Raw genomic sequence first — 17,488 nt, forward strand, 5'->3', positions numbered from 1 at the left:
TGTCTTTTTTCTAAATATTTAAATAATTAAATATATTATTAAGCCATAAAATTACTTTTATGTTCAAAAGTCCTCTCCGATATCCTGGCGGTAAGTCGAAAGCAATAAATCAAATATCTGAATATTTACCAGAAAGCTTTTCGGAATTCCGAGAACCTTTTGTAGGTGGTGGTTCTGTATTCATTTATTTAAGACAAAAGTTTCCCGATATCAAGATTTGGATTAACGATTTAAATCGTGAACTCTTCTTATTCTGGAAAATTTCTCAATCTGATATAGCTCAGTTAGTTAAAGAAATTCGACATATTAAACTCAAATATACAGATGGCAAATTATTATTTTTAGAATTGACCAGTGTAGATGTCAATAAATTATCTGATTTAGAAAGAGCCGTTCGTTTTTTCGTCCTCAATAGAATTACTTTTTCTGGAACTGTAGAATCAGGTGGTTTTTCCCAAGAAGCTTTCCATAAAAGATTTACTGATTCTTCAATAGAACGACTCGAAAAGTTAGAAAATATCTTATCAAAAAATATCCAAATTACTAATTTGGATTACAGCCACTTATTAAAATCAGAAGGAGAACATGTATTTTTATTTTTAGATCCCCCATATTTTAGTGCTACTAAATCAAAACTATACGGTAAAGACGGTGACTTGCACACTTCTTTTGAACACCAGAGATTTGCTAACCTTTTGCAACAATGTCATCATCGCTGGTTAATTACCTACGACGACTCACTGCACATTCGAGAAAATTTTCAATGGGCTAATATCTCAGAGTGGGAATTACAGTATGGGATGAATAACTATAAGCAAAGTGGTGCTGCTAAAGGAAAAGAATTATTCATTACTAACTACGAAGTTAAACTTTTTTTAGAGAAAAAATCACAAGTTCAGGATCTTGCTAATCCAGCTTTGCAATTAAGTCTTGAGATTTAAACCTAACTTTGATAGCTTCCAATTTTCCGGTAGGATAACCCCATAGCTCTCAATATAGCTACAACATACAAACCTTAGCTATGATAACTTCCCCAATCCCTGCTCAAGAATCCTCTGCTAGCTGGTATATCCTGCTGCAACAATTAATAGATGGCCAATCTTTGTCTCGCACTCAATCTGCTGAATTGATGCAAGGTTGGCTCAGTGAAGCGGTTCCCCCAGAGTTATCAGGGGCTATATTAACAGCGCTGAACTTTAGAGGCATTTCTGCCGACGAGTTGACCGGTATGGCGGAGGTATTACAATCTCAATGTTCCCCACTCAGCCCTCAAAAATCAACACTTAGCACTGTTATTGACACCTGTGGCACTGGTGGAGATGGATCGTCAACCTTTAATATTTCTACAGCCGTTGCGTTTGTCGCCGCAGCATCTGGCGTACCTGTCGCCAAACATGGCAATCGTTCAGCATCAAGTCTCACAGGAAGTGCAGATGTATTGGAAGCCTTGGGTGTAAACTTAAATGCCTCTAGTGAAAAAGTACAAGCCGCATTACAAGAAGTCGGGATCACTTTCTTGTTTGCCCCTGGTTGGCATCCAGCACTCAAGGCGGTTGCGTCATTACGGCGGACTTTGAAAGTGCGAACAATTTTTAATTTGCTCGGGCCGTTAGTAAATCCCTTGCGTCCAACTGGCCAGGTAGTGGGCTTATTTACTCCCAAACTTTTGGCAACAGTTGCCGAAGCTTTACAGAATTTGGGCAAGGAAAAGGCGATTGTGCTACACGGGCGAGAAAAACTTGATGAGGCTGGGTTAGGAGATGAAACTGATTTGGCGGTGTTATCAGACGGGGAAGTGCAGTTAACTACTATTAATCCCCTAGATTTGGATTTAACACCTGCTTCCATAGGTATGCTTCGGGGTGGCGATGTCCAAGAGAATGCGGAGATTCTCAAGGCTGTACTCCAAGGTAAGGGAACTCAGGCGCAACAAGATGCTGTAGCGTTGAATGCGTCGTTGGCGCTACAAGTCGCAGGTACGATCGCCTTCCTCGATCACGCCGAGGGTATTAAAATCGCTAAGGATATCCTACAAAGTGGGGCTGCTTGGACGAAGTTGGAGGAGTTAGTGGAGTTTCTGGGGAATTGATTTGCGATCGCAATTGCGGGCGAAACTCTACCACATTACGCTTAATGGTGACATCGTAGTTACCAAAAAAGTCATGTCCTAGAAGTCCAGTTTCTAGTTCCGCACCTGCGATCGCTACTGGTATTTTATTCACTATTACCCCGCCAACTGCCATCGAATTCACATAGCCCACAGGAAATTCTACCGCTCTGGAACTCGCGGTATTTGCCTTAGCTTTTCCCACTGTGACGATTCCCAAAGCATTAGCCATATCTTGGGTGATGACAGTACCACTTGCTCCCGTATCGACAATCATCTCAAATTGTTGCTGGCCATTAAACGTGACTTCCACAATTGGCGTGCCACCAATTCGCCTTTTTATCGGCGCTGTGAATACTGCTTCATCGGGAATCACCACTGCTGATGAAGGCAAAGCTGGCTCTGGTGATAACGGTTTTGCTTGTATAGGAGGTAAAGTGAACTTTGGCGTAGTTTCTCTCTGAGGAACAACAACGACTATTTTCTGAGGTTCTCTAACTGCAACAGGGCGAGGATTAGCTTGCTGTTGGGCATATTTAACTTGGCGGCGATATTCTGTAATTTTGGTTTGAGCGATCGCAAATTCTGGGCTTTTTCGCCGTATTTTTTGCATCAGCGCGATCGCCTCCTGATACTGACTCGCCACCAATTTCCAATCATCTGGAGATTGAGCCGATTGGCTGATACTCCAAGCGCCAACAGCTTTGTCTCGTCCGATCTCAAAAAGACTTGGTTCACTTTCAAACGGATCTAGCGGCTGCGCTTCTGGGCTAGCTGCTGGTCTTACTGGTTCAACGGTAGGCTTTCTTGATGCAAGATCCCCAACTGGTGTTGGTTGCTCGTTGCCAACAATCGCAGTGTTCTGTTTGTCTTCACTACAGGCAACACACAAAACCGCTAGAGCGCTTGATACAAAAATTAGGGTTGCACGGGATAAAAAAGACTGAAGCATAATTAATTTTAACTGCCCAAGCTTTGCCAAATCCACTCCCGCTACTTTAATTCCCTTTTAATTTTAATTAACTATCTTAAAAACTCCCAATTGCTCAACTCATGGGATAATTAACAATCGCAGTATTAAGGAATAGGGAATGGGGAATAGAGGACAAAAAAGAGTTTTCCCAATGCCCCATGCCCAATACTTCGACTCCTTTCGACTTCGCTCAAGGCAAGTCGCTCAGTACAAGTGCCCCATGCCCAATCCCCAATCCTATCACCTATGCCCCTGACTGACTCAATACCAGCTTTACTTGTCCTAGCAGATGGAACCACTTATCGCGGTTGGTCTTTTGGTGCGACGGGAACCGCGATCGGAGAAGTGGTGTTCAACACTGGCATGACTGGCTATCAAGAAGTCTTGACCGATCCTAGTTACCGCGGTCAGATAGTTATTTTTACTTATCCTGAATTGGGGAATACTGGCGTCAATGCTGAAGATGAAGAATCAGATGGGCCCCAAGTGCGGGGTGCGATCGCCCGGAATATTTGTCAGCGTCCGAGTAACTGGCGATCGACACAATCTTTACCTGACTACCTCAAACAAAACCAAATACCAGGGATTTACGGCATTGATACCCGCGCCCTCACCCGCAAAATTCGGATGTTCGGAGCGATGAACGGTGGCATTTCTACAACCATTCTCGATGAAGCGGAATTGCTAGAGCAGGTACTAGCATCTCCCAACATGGCAGGATTGAATCTGGTTCGTGAAGTCACCACCCCAACGGCTTATGAATGGTCCGATCCCACAATTCCAGCTTGGGAATTTAACTCTGATGCTGGGGAAAATCTTGGGGAAGCCTTTACCGTTGTTGCCCTTGACTTTGGCGTTAAACGCAATATCTTACGTCGATTAGTAAGTTATGGTTGTCGGGTAATTGTTGTACCCGCTGATACACCACCAGAGGAAATCCTCAACTACAATCCAGATGGTGTGTTTCTTTCTAATGGGCCTGGCGACCCAGCTGCCGTCACTGAAGGGATTGCAACTGCCAAAGCACTCCTGTTAAGTGAAAAACCCATCTTTGGTATTTGTATGGGACACCAAATTTTAGGTCATGCACTAGGGGCAGAAACCTATAAACTCAAATTTGGTCATCGTGGTTTGAATCAGCCTGCCGGTTTACAACAACGGGTAGAAATTACTAGCCAAAACCATAGTTTTGCTATTGATCCAGATTCTTTACCTACAGCAGTTGTGGAAATTAGCCACCTAAATTTAAACGATCGCACCATTGCCGGGGTACGGCACAAATCTCTACCTGTCTTCTCCGTACAGTATCACCCAGAAGCTAGTCCTGGCCCACACGATGCTGATTATTTGTTTGAGCAATTTGTTCAAGCCATGCGAACAGCACGTCAAGCCGTGGCAGAGGTGAGGTAAAAATAGGGAATGGGGAATGGAAAATGGGGACTAGGAAAGAATTTTCCAATGCCCAATGCCCACTTGCCCTGAGCGACTTGTGCCGAGGTAAGCCGAAGGGATGCCCAATCCCTTATTCCAGGAGATTGTAGACAACTTGCTCAAAAACCATCTATACTTGAGCGTTCACTTTAACTCATGAGGAGGGAATTATTGCTGAGCCACTGAATCTAACCGTTAGCCTGAGGGGCACTCGTGAAGTCCGGGATAACTGTCAGCTATTCCGCCTCACAGGTTTGTTAGATGCTTTTTCTGAGCCGACATTTCGCAAGACACTTGGCAGCAAGATAGACGAGGGTCCTAAGCACATTATTTTGGATCTCTCACAAATTGATTTTGTTGATAGCTCTGGCTTGGGTGCTCTGGTACAGCTAGCCAAGCAGGCTCAAACTGCCGATGGCACTTTGCAAATTGTTACAAATGCCCGCGTAACTCAAACGGTCAAGCTTGTTCGCCTAGAGAAGTTTCTCTCCCTGCAAAAATCAGTTGAAGATGCTCTAGAAAACGTCAAGTAGTCTTGATTGCTCGATCTGAGAGTTAAATTTAGCTATCCAGATTCAATATCGGATAGCTTAATTTTTAAAACTTCTGGCAGAAAACCTCTCTCCTTGTGGGAGAGGCATAAAGCCAGTTGAGCTATTATGTTTAAAGTTGAGTAATAACTAAAAATATAAACACCCAACTTTTGGGTATGTAATCGTTGGCTAGAATATTAAATAAATAATCAAGTCTGAGATATTTGTAAGAAATACAAAGCCAGCAGATTTGTTTATAGATAGACTTGACTCGATGCTGTATAGTTAAAATTTGTCGTTTACTCAGTAAGCATGACAATGCTATCAAGTGAAAGGGTGAATTTGATGTCAAAATTTTACCCTGTTTTAGGCGCAGACCACAAGAAGTAGGCGAAATTTGGTTTATGGATGTTGACATCAGGGTGATTTAAAATGCCAACTCTCAATCAAAAAGATGAAATTAGGAAGTAAGTTTGATAGTATTGATTATGCTAAGTATACTATCATGGCATACTTCAGAAAAATCAGTCTTTGCGAAGAATGCCTGCCAAATGTAGCCCGTCAAGGAATGATTTATTTGTGAAGTCACAGGAGGAAGAGCTATTAGATGGACAAGATGAAACTCCCAAACAGAGCTTGTCTTGGACTGAAGCACTCTTGGCAACCACAGGGCCATTCCAACAGATTTCCCTCTCACAAGTGCAACAAATTTCTCCTAGTGCTTTAGCATATTTAGGGGATGCAATTTATGAGTTGTATGTTAGAATGTTCTATCTGCTGCCATTGCAGCGGTCAGGAATTTACCATCGTCTGGTAGTGGAGCAGGTAAGAGCAGAAACACAAGCGCTACATTTGCGATCGCTAATTCCTCATCTAAGGGATAACGAATTAGAAATTGTCCGACGGGGTAGAAACGCCGCAACAGGACGCCCTAAGCGACTTAATCCCGAAATTTATCAACAGGCAACTAGTCTAGAAACTTTAATAGGCTACTTATATATCACCGATTACCAACGTCTAACCGAACTGTTGCAAATACTTCATCTAGAAAAAGAGTGAAAACTCAATTTCGCAGTAGCCAAAACACTAGATTAGGTTCAAAAAATTGAGGTAATCGGAACGATCAACCATACGCTATATTCATAACTCAAATGCAGGATAAACCCAGAAAAGTCAAGACTTCTAGCGAACCAAATCGTGGACAACCCGTAAAAATAAAAGGTAAACGTGTTGTTACTAATCCGGCTCGTAATCCCAGGAAAGTAGATAGCAACCCCATCTCTGTTGCCAATCCAACTCGCAATCCCAGGAAAATAGATAGCAACCCCATCTCTGTTGCCAATCCAACTCGCAATCCCAGGAAAGTAGATAGCAACCCCATCTCTGTTGCCAATCCAACTCGCAATCCCAGAAAAGTAGATGGCAACACCATCTCTGTTGTTAATCCGAATCGCAATCCCAGGAAAATAGATACCAACGCCAGTTATGGCAACTCTCGGCAAAGAAATAATAACTTCTCCCAGCCATCTGTATCTACACAATCTACAGAAGAAGATAACGATCTCATCTATGGTCGTCATCCAGTATTGAGTGCATTGCAAAATCAGCGCAATCTTAACCGTCTATGGATTACTACCCGTCTGCGGTACGATCCCAGCTTTCACCATTTTCTCTTACAAGCAAAGGAAAATGGCACAGTTATTGATGAGGTTGAACCCAAGCGTTTAGACTATCTCACCAACGGCGCTAATCACCAAGGTGTGGCAGCACAAATTGCTCCCTACGCTTACATCGAATTGCCGGATCTAATTGAGCAGTGCAAATCTGTAACTGATGCTGTAATTGTCGTGGCTGACGGAATTACCGATCCCCACAACTTGGGAGCAATTATTCGCACTGCCGAAGCAATAGGCGCTCAAGGTTTAGTTATTCCCCAAAGAAGGGCATCTGGGATCACTTCCACCGTTATGAAAGTGGCAGCAGGTGCTTTAGAAAATTTTGCTGTAGCTAGAGTTGTCAACCTCAGCCGTTCCTTAGAAGAATTAAAAGAAGCTGGCTTTTGGATTTACGGTACTGCTGCAAGTGGCAGCGAACCCGTGCATACAGTCAATTTCACTGGCCCAATCGTTTTGGTAATCGGCTCAGAAGGTGAAGGTCTGGGTATGTTAACTCAACGTTCCTGTGATTTTCTAGTATCTATTCCTCTACAGGGTAAGACTCCCAGCCTCAATGCTTCTGTAGCAGCGGGTATGGCGCTTTATGAGATTTATCGCCAGCGATCGCTAAATACGTTGCACTTAGATAAATTGCAAAAATTCTCTTTGAAAAATAACAGTAACAGAGTATAAAGAATATAAAGAAATGTAAAAGATAATAAAGCAGCAATATCGTTTAACACCCTGTAGACGTTTATAAATCGGCGAAAACCATGAAAACCATTTGGCATAACCTCAAGGAAGTGTTAATTAACACATTCGACTACATCGGCTTGGCTTGGTGGGTAGAAATTGTGACGCATAACCCCCGTTGCACGTATTACTTCGGGCCATTTCTAAGTTCTTCTGATGCAACATTAGCAAGCAAAGGATACATAGAAGATTTGGAGATCGAAGGAGCGCAGGGAATTATTGTGAATGTCAAGCGCTGCAAACCTAGTAACTTAACAATTGCTGACGACTTGGGGGAAAGATTTGACCGCAAAGTACAGCCTGCCTTTGGCGGTCAAATTTAAGTTAGGCCAGAGAATGAAAAGGATGCTCTGATGTAAAGACGTAAAGACACAGAAAATCCTTTTACTGGGGTTATTGCGTCTTTTTCACTCATCACGTCACAACATCTTCCCTCTCCTTTTCTTCTTCGTCAATAGTCAAAATTTTTTTAAATATTAAATATTTAGACTATTGACTACCAATTACTTGCGGATATTCTTCCAGCCAATGGTCAATATGATTTAGCACCTGGTGGGGAACTTCCCACGGAAAAAGATGGGCGGTGTTAGTATAGCACTGCCACTGAGAATTATTGAGGTGTTGAGCAGTTTGTAGGCTGGAATCAGATGTGATGTGGCGGTCTTTTTCACCAGCAAGTACTAAACTAGGACATTGTATTTGTTGTAAATCTAGAAGCCGATTGTATCCTGATTGAATTGCACTATAGAGGGCGCGAGTAGCAGCAGGAGAAGTTTGCAAATAAGCTGGTACTGCTTCCTTGGCAATGTAATTGTAACTAGTAGATGTATGTTGTTGGATTAAGTAGCGAAAAAGCGATCGCTTACCAAAAGTTTCAATATTCCATTGCCAACTCGGTTTTATATAGTTCAATAGCGCAGCAATGCCAGTATATAAATTATCCTGCCAAGTAATAGGAGGATGACTGCCACGGGGCTTTGCAGCTGTCGCCACTAAAATCAGCCCAGTAATGCGCTCTGGCAAACGTAATGCCATCTCCATTGCCAGAATGCCTCCAAGTGACCATCCCAATACTAAGCACTTTTCAATCTCCAAACGGTCTAGAAGCGCTTCTAAATCAGTCAAATGGTCATTCATATCAAAATTGCCGTTGTAGCGACTTTTGCCGTATCCGCGCAAATCAGGGGCAAAAGTTTTGTAGCGTTTTGATAAATGATTAGTAAAAACAGAAAGACTACGACCAGTACCAGGATGACCATGTAAGCCTAAAATTGGGAATCCTTGACCTTGGGTGTAAACATTGAGACGTGCAGCAGTTATGGTGTGGCGATCGCTCATTACTTGCTATTCTCCTTTAGGATTGCTTCAGTCCGGTTGAGCCTTTCTGTCATAGTAGTTCCATCTTAATTTTTCTAATTGTGTCATAAGGCTAACAGCAAAGCGTTTCAGTGTTTAGTTAGACTTCAAGTGGTTACAGGTAATGCACTGAGGTTACTACCCGACACTTTAACTACTATAAGATTTACAAATACTAGAGCTTATACTTACGCAATCCAGATAGTGATAATCTTATTTCTGGTAACTAACCAATTTTGCAAGGTAAGGAAATAAGCAATCATGAAAAATTTAATTGCGATCAAAAAGATCGTAGCGGTGACTGTTCTTGTTTTAGCTTTGGTGTTCTCCTTGACCAGTGTTCCAGCTTATGCATTCGTACAAGCTGACTTGGACACACTGACAAACACAGGAAATGCTCCAAACGCCGATCTATCCGATGCCGACTTACATGAAGCTAAACTATCAGGATCTAAATTGTATGGAGCTAACCTGTCAGGAGCAAAACTATATAAAGCCGACTTATCGGGAGCTAGCCTGTCAGGAGCAAACTTGTCGGGAGCTAGTTTGTCAGGAGCTAATCTGTCGGGAGCCTACTTACAGAAAGCTGACCTATCAGGAGCCTTTCTACAAAAAGCCAACTTGGAGGGAGCTACTCTTTATGGAGCCAATCTAGGAGACGCTACTCTGTATGGAGCTAACCTGAAAGCAGCTAAACTGAAGGGTTCTAATCTAGAGGGTGCTAAGTTGAAGGGCGCCAATATAGAAGAAGCTATCAAGTAATTACATATGCAAAATCAGCTTGAAAAACATTACTTGTAGATAGTTTAAACTAAGTACGGTTTTGCATAAGTTTGTAGATAATTTACATAAAATTATGTAATTAGTCTGAATTCATGCAAAGCTGTGCGCTAGAAAATTTGGTTAAATATAGCTGTTTAGCTGACAAAGTTGCTTTCACATTTGCCACAAAATACTGAAAGTTTATCTGCTATATTCATATGTCAAAAACCACTATTTCCGACTGCATCGATCGCAGCCTCTAGGGCGATCGCTACATGAGTCCAATGAGTCCCACCCTGGCAATAAACTACATACGGCTCACGCAAAGGTCCGTCTGCTGATAATTCCAAAGTACTCCCTTCAATAAATGTCCCCCCAGCCATGACCACTTGGCTCTCATACCCCGGCATATCATCTGGAATAGGATCTAAGTAGGAACCGATAGGAGAATGCTGTTGTATGGCTTTACAGAAAGCAATTAGCTTTTCGGCAGAACCGAGTTTAATTGCCTGAATCACATCTCCACGGGGAGCTAAAGGAGCCGGATTTACTGGATAACCGAGTTTATCAAATACATAACCAGTTAAGTATGTGCCTTTCATCGCCTCTCCTACCATCTGCGGCGCTAGAAATAAGCCTTGGAAAAGCAGGCGATTTTGGTCAAAAGTAGCACCGCCATAACTACCAATACCGGGAGCAGTGAGGCGACAGGCAGATGCTTCTACTAAGTCGGCGCGACCAGCGACATAACCACCAGCGCTGACAATGGTGCCACCAGGGTTTTTAATCAATGACCCTGCTATTAAATCAGCACCTACGGCTGTAGGTTCCTTTGTTTCAATAAATTCGCCGTAACAGTTATCTACAAAGCAAACGGTATTCGGGTTTTGCTGTTTGACTAAATGAACGATTTTTTCAATATCGGCAATTGATAAACTAGGACGCCAAGAATAGCCACAAGAGCGCTGAATTAAGACTAAACGAGTGTTTTCAGCCACACTAGTAGTTAAAGCTTGCCAATCTATAGTTCCTTCTGGGGTTAGCTCCAATTGTCGATAATTTATGCCAAACTCGATAAGGGAGCCTTGGCCTTGACCCCGTAAACCAATGACTTCTTCAAGTGTATCGTAGGGAGAACCGACCACTGCTAACATTTCATCTCCCGGACGGAGAACACCAAACAAAGCACAGGCGATCGCATGAGTTCCCGAAACAAACTGCACTCGTACTGCCGCAGCTTCAGCACCCATAACTTCGGCAAAAACTTTATCTAAAGTTTCTCGGCCTAAATCATCATGACCATAGCCACTTACACCAGCGAAGTGGTGTGCCCCTACACGGTGATTACGAAAAGCATCCAGCACTCGTTTTAGATTATGCTTGACCTGAGTGTCAATTCCAGAAAAAATTTCTAATAGTGCATGTTCTGCTTGCCGCAGCTGTTCTAAGCTGTTCATCAGTTCCTCTTTCAAAAAAATTATAGATATGCGGATTTTTAGATCGCGCAGACTAGGCTGGAAAATTCAAATTCAGGTTACTGCATGACAATTGCTACTTCAACCAAACCTCAAGTTAACTGGGTTAATACCCTGTTTTTCATTGGACTCCACATCGGCGCTTTATTTGCCTTTGTTCCTGGTAACTCTAGCTGGACAGCAGTTGGTGTGGGTTTCTTGCTGTACTGGATAACAGGTGGTTTAGGAGTTACTTTAGGATTTCACCGCCTTGTTACTCATCGCAGTTTTCAAACTCCCAAGTGGCTAGAGTATCTCCTGGTTTTCTTTGGGACACTCTCGTGTCAAGGAGGCCCAATTGAGTGGATTGGGACACATCGCATTCATCATTTAAACTCTGATACTGATGCCGATCCCCATGATTCGAATAAAGGCTTCTGGTGGAGCCACATGGATTGGCTGATTCACTACTGTCCCGCTCACGCTGATGTTCCTCGTTTCACCAAAGACATTGCCGAAGACCCAGTTTATCAGTTTTTAGAAAAATATTTCATTTTGATCCAGGTTGCTCTAGGTGTATTGCTTTTGCTTCTGGGTGGCTGGTCATTCGTTGTCTGGGGAATTTTTGTTCGCATTGTCTGGGTTTACCACTGCACTTGGTTGGTGAACAGCGCGACTCATAAATTTGGCTATCGGAGCTATGATTCTGGCGATCAATCGACTAATTGCTGGTGGGTAGCCGTACTAGTTTTCGGTGAAGGCTGGCATAATAACCATCATGCTTTTCAATACTCAGCTCGTCATGGGCTGGAATGGTGGGAAATCGATTTAACCTGGATGACAGTTCAATTGCTACAAGCAGTTGGTCTGGCTACTAATGTGAAGTTGGCCCCAACAAAAGTTAGTTAAGAGTTAGGAGTTAGGATGTGTAGCATTTTTAACTCATAATTCATCACTTCTAACTCCTAACTTTTCAAAAAGCTATTTACTTACGGGTGCGCTTGTGTCGGTTAGGTTGCTATAATCCGAAGCGCTAATGTGAAGAGTTTTTACGGCAAGTTACTTTTTAGTGACTTGGTGGAGGAGTTTGTTGTTTTTTAGGTGTCCATGACTACATCAATAATTAATAGCCAGAAACTAAGTGACGAGCCTAGTAATTCCGACTTTCGGCTCAAAGATATTGTCAAAACCCTGCCACGCGAATGTTTTCAGCAGAACCGTCGCAAAGCTTGGACACAAGTCGTACTCAGTGTCTTGGCAGTCGCCTTGGGCTATTACAGCCTGATTATTACTCCTTGGTTTCTCTTGCCCCTTGCTTGGATTTTTACGGGCACTGCTTTAACAGGTTTCTTTGTAATTGGCCATGATTGCGGTCACAGGTCTTTTGCCAAACGTCGTTGGGTAAATGATTTGGTAGGGCATTTCTTCATGATGCCGTTAATTTACCCCTTTCACAGTTGGCGGATTAAGCATAATTACCACCATACTCATACCAACAAACTGGATGAGGACAACGCTTGGCATCCTATTAGACCAGAAGTGTTTGAAAATTGGGATAAAACCCGACAGTCTGCTTTTGAGTTGTTCATGCGCAAACGCTTCTGGTGGGTAGGTTCCATTGGACATTGGGCTGTAGTGCATTTTGATTGGCGGAACTTCAAAACTAAAGACCAATCGAGTATCAAGCTGTCTGTGGCTGTAGTAGTTGTATTTGCAGCGATCGCTTTCCCGCTTCTGGTCGCTACAACTGGCATCTGGGGATTTGTCAAGTTTTGGCTAGTGCCCTGGATGATTTACCATTTTTGGATGAGTACTTTTACTATTGTTCACCACACTGCCGCAGATGTTCCTTTTGCGACAGCGAACAAGTGGAATGAAGCTCTAGCACAGCTATCTGGCACTATTCATTGCGATTATCCGCGTTGGGTAGAAATCCTGTGCCACGATATCAATGTTCATGTCCCTCATCATATTTCCACTGCGATTCCTTCTTATAATTTGCGGTTAGCTTACAGCAGCATCAAAGAAAATTGGGAGCCTTATCTACATGATGAGTGTCAGTTTTCTTGGCCTTTAATGAAACAGATTACAGACCAATGTCAACTATACACAACTGATGTTGGCTATAAGACTTTCGACGAACATTATACAGAGCGATAAATAGCGCTCTGATTACACTCACGCTCTTGAACTCAACGAGAGCGTTTATCATGCTGTGTTTAAATAGAATTTAGCGACTTTTTACTAACTAAGAATTGTTAGGTAAATTGCCAAAATTTATCTCCTTTGGTGTTAGCGATCGCTAGTTTCGTGGGCATCCTAGAGGTGAGATTATCTTGTCTCAAATAAAGTTCCGATTTATATCCAACAAAAGAATCCAGTGCAATCAAATCTCGTCACGTTCAATAATCCTACTGGCTACGAAACGTCTGAGGATTCCAGTAAATTACCTTTCACTCTTCAAGATTTAAAATCTGCAATCCCGGCTGAATGTTTTCAGCCCAATGTAACAAAATCACTTTTTTACTTTTTTCGTGACATCCTGATTATCGGTCTGCTTTATGCAGTAGCTAATTACCTGGATTCTTGGCTTTTCTTTCCGATTTTCTGGCTAATGCAAGGAACGATGTTTTGGGCTTTGTTTGTAGTCGGGCATGACTGCGGACACCAATCTTTTTCTAAGCAGAAATGGCTCAATGATTTGATTGGACATCTTTCTCACACACCAATACTTGTTCCTTATCATGGTTGGCGGATCAGCCATAGAACCCATCATAAAAATACTGGCAATATCGATAACGATGAAAGCTGGTATCCTGTAAGCGAATCACAATATAAGGAGATGCCTTTAGCCCAAAAGATAGGCAGATATTATGTTTTTCTCTTGGCTTATCCTGTGTATCTGTTTAAGCGTTCTCCTAATAAAGAAGGATCCCACTTTTTGCCTGGCAGTTCGCTTTTCAAACCATCGGAAAAATGGGATGTCCTCACTAGTACTGTACTTTTGATTGGCATGGTAGGTTTGCTCGGTTTCCTCACCTACCAATGGGGTTGGATGTGGTTGCTGAAATATTATGCTGTGCCCTACCTTGTATTCATAGTTTGGCTAGATTTGGTGACATTTTTGCACCACACTGAGCCAGAACTTCCCTGGTATCGTGGAGAAGAATGGACTTTCTTGAAAGGGGCAATTTCTAGTATTGACCGTGATTATGGTTTGGTTAATCATATCCATCACGATATTGGTACTCATGTTGCTCACCATATATTCCTTAACATCCCTCACTACAATTTGCTGAAGGCAACTGAGGCAATAAAACCAGTAATGGGTGAGTATTTTCACAAATCGAAAGAACCGATTTGGAAGTCATTATGGCGTTCATGTGTCAGCTGCCATTTTGTACCTGATAGTGGTAGTAGGGTTTACTACACATCCAACAACAAGTTAGCTAAAGACTAGAGCCAATTTCAAAAGCCCTCTCCCAAGCTTTGGAGAGGGCTTTTGATTCATAGAAGAAGTCTAATAACTTAAGCTGGCTTGCTTTTGATGTTATTCACTATGATGGCTACAACCATCCTAATGATTATGGTGATGATGACCATGACCGTGGGAGCAGTTTTGCAAATCTTGCTTCAAAAGCTTGTCGCTGATTTCTTGCAAGGATTCATCCACAGCTTGTAAGCCAATCCAAGTATCAATCTTTTGGACATCAAATCCTACCTCACGGCGATCGCCTACTTCTAATAAAGGACGGCGAATTAACAGTGGCTCTTTTAGCATCAAGGTCAAGGCGGTTTCGGCATCGATTTTTTCAGGAACCACCTCACCAGATTTTATCTTGGGAGCGGAAAGATTAAACCATTCGGCTACGGGGCGATCGCCAAAAAATGAACGCAACCGCTCAACTGTCCAAGATTCTGTTAGCAGATTGCATGGTATCACTTCATGACCGGCAGCTGTGAGCAAAACTTTTTGCTTAGTACCACCTTTACAGCCTGGTTTGCTATAGAAAATTACTCTTGCCATTTAACTACCTCTTAGTAGAATACGATTCGGTTGTAGGGACGCACGGCTATGCATTGGTGTCAACTTAAGCTGGAAATAGCTTAACTGTTGGCTTCCATGCCCGCCCGGAAATAAATTTCTTTGGCTTTTAGGCTTAAGTCTACTGAAGTAGACTGGAGATTTTTGGCGATATTTAGTCATCTTCAGATGACTTTAGCTATGAGACGGGAATTTCAATTCCCGGCCAACAAGCGGTTTCACGTTAAGTTGACACCAATGCACGGCTATGCGCCCCTACTGCGTGATGCTAAAAGTTTTTAGCACTATACTTAATCGGGTCAAACTCAAATCTCTCATTCGGATCGGTTTCGCCGTAGATATTAAAAGTCACAGTTGGTTCATCACCCACTGCTTCTACACAGTGAATTGCATCGGGAGTAAAGCTAATCATGTCTCCTGGGGATAGAGTTAGCTCTCCCGTTGCTTCAATTTTGTCCTGAAATTCGGGGCTATTAGTGCGTCGCCAAAAAGTATTTTTTTCCTGACCTTTTAACACCGCAACTATTCCCCATGTCCCATGATTGTGAATGTTTGATCGGGTTCCCGGTGCAAATGTTACTGTTTGCACAGTTAAGGGAAAACCCAATTCATCGTATAGGAGTAAAACAGAGGTTCCCGTTTTGGGCGAAGGCTCTAACTGTTGACTTCGTACCCAGTAGGAATTTACGATCAAGCGCCTTACGAGCATCCGAATTTCTGGCAGACAATTGGTTTCATTATCACTGCCATTGAGAACATCTTCCACCTCAGTTAAAAAACGATAAAGGCGGTAATTTTCTCTCAATAAATCCCATGCTCTGACAGATTTACAAGCTTGATGCTGACCATCCCCCGTTAGTAGCCAATCTCTACCTTTCATAACTTTTAAATTGATAACGGAGAAGATTGAACGATCAGGATTGGAGAGACATTAGGGATATTACCTACAGGATATTGAGTCGGTATCGTGATCGGAGGAAAGATAGAGTTACTATTAGTAGCTGCTCCTAATAGAGAGTAAGAGGAATACGATCTGGTAGATAACCAATTGTTCATGATTTTTCACAAAAAGGGCTATTCATTGGGCATTGGGCATTGGTTATTTCACAGACGCGATTAATCGCGTCTCTACCCAACTCGACTCTTTCTTGTCGAGAAGTGCATTGACTAATTAATCATCTTCTTCTGCTGGACGTGTCAAAATATCCAGGAGAATTCCGGCACCAAAATCATGCTTTTCGTCTATCTCTTTGACTTTGGTACTGATTTCTTTTGCTTCTTCAATTTCTCCTAACTTTGCTAGCACTAATCCAGAAGCAGCATAAGCATTTAAGTACAATCGAATTTGTGGTTCTTCTTTGCGACTGACTAGTATCGGCTTAAGTTGCTCCCAGTCATCAGGAAATTTTTCTAGTTCTTTAATTTTATCTAATAATTTGATTGTTGTTTGTAGTGCAAGAGAATAATTATTTTTATAATAGAAAAATCTATATGCTGCTACCAAGACATCTGTATTTTCACCAGTTTGTGTTAAAGCTTGTTGAATATAATTTTCTGATTCTGATGTATTCTCCCAGTTTTGCGCAGCTAAAACTAATAAGTTTTTAATGTCCTCTGGAACCTGGAACCATGAGAATTTGTTTGCATCAAGTTGCATAATAATTCTTTTGTGCGTAGGCAATAGGTAATAGGCAATAGGCAATAGTAAAAAAGTAGTAATAATTACCAATGCCTAATGCCAAAGTTAAAACAAAGTGAGAATATACACCAAAGTGAATAATACAATCCAAATAATGTCTACGAAGTGCCAGTAAATTTCTGTCATTTCGATGAAAGTATGATTGGTTGCAGAATATTCACCGGGAAGACGCGATCGCCACAATGCACGTAATATCAATAACAGTCCTACAAAAACGTGCAAACCGTGGAACCCGGTCATGATATAGAAGCAGTTGGCGAAGACGTTGGTAGTCAGTCCGTATCCTAATGTTGAATACTCATAAACTTGACCACCTAAGAAAATTGCCCCCATGATTGCAGTAATTGCATACCACAGTTGCATTCCCTTGACGTTATTCTTTTTAATCGCCGTATCACCGAAGTGAATCACGAAACTACTAGACACCAGAATAATAGTGTTAATTGTCGGCACAAGTAGTTCTACTTCACTTCCTTCGGGAGGCCAAACTGCTGTAGTACCCCGAAAAAACAAATAGGTGGCAAAAAATCCTCCAAACATCAGGGATTCAGAGGCGAGGAATGTCAAAAGTCCCCAAACTCTTAAATCTGGATGTTCTTCGTGTCCTGCACTGTGATCTTCGCTTGTGGTTGTAGCTATAGTCATAGATTTTTTGACAATATTATCCACTGTGTCTGTTGTAGAAGCTTGAATGAAGAATGAAGTCTGAGGCGGCAAAAT

At 42.2% G+C, this 17,488-nt stretch carries 18 protein-coding genes; 11 read left to right on the plus strand and 7 right to left on the minus strand.

Annotated features, from left to right (window positions below; genetic code table 11):
- Nucleotides 1–59: 59 nt before the first annotated feature.
- Complete coding sequence (locus V7K53_RS04855; protein ID WP_335196498.1) at nucleotides 60–941, plus strand: DNA adenine methylase; 882 nt, start codon at nucleotides 60–62, stop codon at nucleotides 939–941.
- Nucleotides 942–1,021: 80 nt separating this feature from the next.
- A complete protein-coding gene (gene trpD / locus V7K53_RS04860) occupies nucleotides 1,022–2,089 on the plus strand; it encodes an anthranilate phosphoribosyltransferase (protein WP_335196499.1) in 1,068 nt (355 codons plus the stop codon).
- Here trpD and V7K53_RS04865 read toward each other — a convergent pair.
- Nucleotides 2,019–3,059, minus strand: a complete 1,041-nt coding sequence (locus V7K53_RS04865) for a retropepsin-like aspartic protease family protein (protein ID WP_335196500.1) — start codon at nucleotides 3,057–3,059, stop codon at nucleotides 2,019–2,021. The two genes, trpD and V7K53_RS04865, sit on opposite strands and share 71 nt — an antisense overlap.
- Nucleotides 3,060–3,326: 267 nt before the next feature.
- On the opposite strand from V7K53_RS04865, the gene carA reads away from it, so the two are divergent.
- The 5 genes from carA to V7K53_RS04890 all read left to right on the plus strand — a co-directional run bounded on the left by carA (nucleotide 3,327) and on the right by V7K53_RS04890 (nucleotide 7,775).
- Nucleotides 3,327–4,490: a glutamine-hydrolyzing carbamoyl-phosphate synthase small subunit gene (gene carA / locus V7K53_RS04870; protein ID WP_335196501.1), complete on the plus strand. Its 1,164-nt coding sequence runs from the start codon at nucleotides 3,327–3,329 to the stop codon at nucleotides 4,488–4,490.
- 188 nt (nucleotides 4,491–4,678) lie between these two features.
- Nucleotides 4,679–5,044, plus strand: coding sequence for an STAS domain-containing protein (locus V7K53_RS04875; RefSeq protein WP_084227153.1), 366 nt, complete (start codon nucleotides 4,679–4,681; stop codon nucleotides 5,042–5,044).
- A 579-nt stretch (nucleotides 5,045–5,623) separates the two neighbouring features.
- Nucleotides 5,624–6,103, plus strand: coding sequence for a Mini-ribonuclease 3 (locus tag V7K53_RS04880; RefSeq protein WP_289798430.1), 480 nt, complete (start codon nucleotides 5,624–5,626; stop codon nucleotides 6,101–6,103).
- 92 nt (nucleotides 6,104–6,195) lie between these two features.
- On the plus strand, nucleotides 6,196–7,392 hold the full coding sequence (rlmB, locus tag V7K53_RS04885) for a 23S rRNA (guanosine(2251)-2'-O)-methyltransferase RlmB (protein WP_335196502.1): 1,197 nt from the start codon (nucleotides 6,196–6,198) through the stop codon (nucleotides 7,390–7,392).
- Between the two features lie 80 nt (nucleotides 7,393–7,472).
- Complete coding sequence (locus V7K53_RS04890; RefSeq protein WP_335196503.1) at nucleotides 7,473–7,775, plus strand: DUF1816 domain-containing protein; 303 nt, start codon at nucleotides 7,473–7,475, stop codon at nucleotides 7,773–7,775.
- A 166-nt stretch (nucleotides 7,776–7,941) separates the two neighbouring features.
- On the opposite strand, the gene V7K53_RS04895 is transcribed toward V7K53_RS04890, so the two are convergent.
- A complete protein-coding gene (locus tag V7K53_RS04895; RefSeq protein ID WP_335196504.1) occupies nucleotides 7,942–8,790 on the minus strand; it encodes an alpha/beta fold hydrolase in 849 nt (282 codons plus the stop codon).
- Nucleotides 8,791–9,069: 279 nt separating this feature from the next.
- Here V7K53_RS04895 and V7K53_RS04900 point away from each other — a divergent pair, with 279 nt between their 5' ends.
- Nucleotides 9,070–9,570, plus strand: coding sequence for a pentapeptide repeat-containing protein (locus V7K53_RS04900; protein WP_335196505.1), 501 nt, complete (start codon nucleotides 9,070–9,072; stop codon nucleotides 9,568–9,570).
- Nucleotides 9,571–9,791: 221 nt separating this feature from the next.
- Here the strand turns inward: V7K53_RS04900 and V7K53_RS04905 are convergent, their stop codons facing one another.
- Nucleotides 9,792–11,027 (minus strand): methionine gamma-lyase family protein, encoded by a 1,236-nt coding sequence (locus tag V7K53_RS04905; RefSeq protein WP_335196506.1) that lies wholly within the window; start codon nucleotides 11,025–11,027, stop codon nucleotides 9,792–9,794.
- 84 nt (nucleotides 11,028–11,111) lie between these two features.
- On the opposite strand from V7K53_RS04905, the gene V7K53_RS04910 reads away from it, so the two are divergent.
- The 3 genes from V7K53_RS04910 (at nucleotide 11,112) to V7K53_RS04920 (ending at nucleotide 14,484) form a co-directional block, all read left to right on the plus strand.
- On the plus strand, nucleotides 11,112–11,933 hold the full coding sequence (locus tag V7K53_RS04910) for an acyl-CoA desaturase (RefSeq protein ID WP_335196507.1): 822 nt from the start codon (nucleotides 11,112–11,114) through the stop codon (nucleotides 11,931–11,933).
- A gap of 198 nt (nucleotides 11,934–12,131) precedes the next feature.
- A complete protein-coding gene (locus V7K53_RS04915) occupies nucleotides 12,132–13,184 on the plus strand; it encodes a fatty acid desaturase (protein WP_335196508.1) in 1,053 nt (350 codons plus the stop codon).
- A 220-nt stretch (nucleotides 13,185–13,404) separates the two neighbouring features.
- On the plus strand, nucleotides 13,405–14,484 hold the full coding sequence (locus tag V7K53_RS04920) for a fatty acid desaturase (RefSeq protein WP_335196509.1): 1,080 nt from the start codon (nucleotides 13,405–13,407) through the stop codon (nucleotides 14,482–14,484).
- A 117-nt stretch (nucleotides 14,485–14,601) separates the two neighbouring features.
- On the opposite strand, the gene V7K53_RS04925 is transcribed toward V7K53_RS04920, so the two are convergent.
- The 4 genes from V7K53_RS04925 to V7K53_RS04940 form a co-directional block, all read right to left on the minus strand.
- Entirely contained in the window at nucleotides 14,602–15,051 is a 450-nt protein-coding gene (locus V7K53_RS04925) for an ArsC/Spx/MgsR family protein (protein ID WP_335196510.1), read from the minus strand.
- A gap of 286 nt (nucleotides 15,052–15,337) precedes the next feature.
- Nucleotides 15,338–15,949 (minus strand): cupin, encoded by a 612-nt coding sequence (locus V7K53_RS04930; protein ID WP_335196511.1) that lies wholly within the window; start codon nucleotides 15,947–15,949, stop codon nucleotides 15,338–15,340.
- Nucleotides 15,950–16,240: 291 nt separating this feature from the next.
- Nucleotides 16,241–16,726: a hypothetical protein gene (locus V7K53_RS04935; RefSeq protein ID WP_335196512.1), complete on the minus strand. Its 486-nt coding sequence runs from the start codon at nucleotides 16,724–16,726 to the stop codon at nucleotides 16,241–16,243.
- 87 nt (nucleotides 16,727–16,813) lie between these two features.
- A complete protein-coding gene (locus V7K53_RS04940) occupies nucleotides 16,814–17,413 on the minus strand; it encodes a cytochrome c oxidase subunit 3 (RefSeq protein WP_335196513.1) in 600 nt (199 codons plus the stop codon).
- Nucleotides 17,414–17,488 lie beyond the last annotated feature (75 nt).

Origin of the sequence: Nostoc sp. (assembly GCF_036917355.1) — a bacterium.
Lineage (GTDB): Bacteria > Cyanobacteriota > Cyanobacteriia > Cyanobacteriales > Nostocaceae > Nostoc.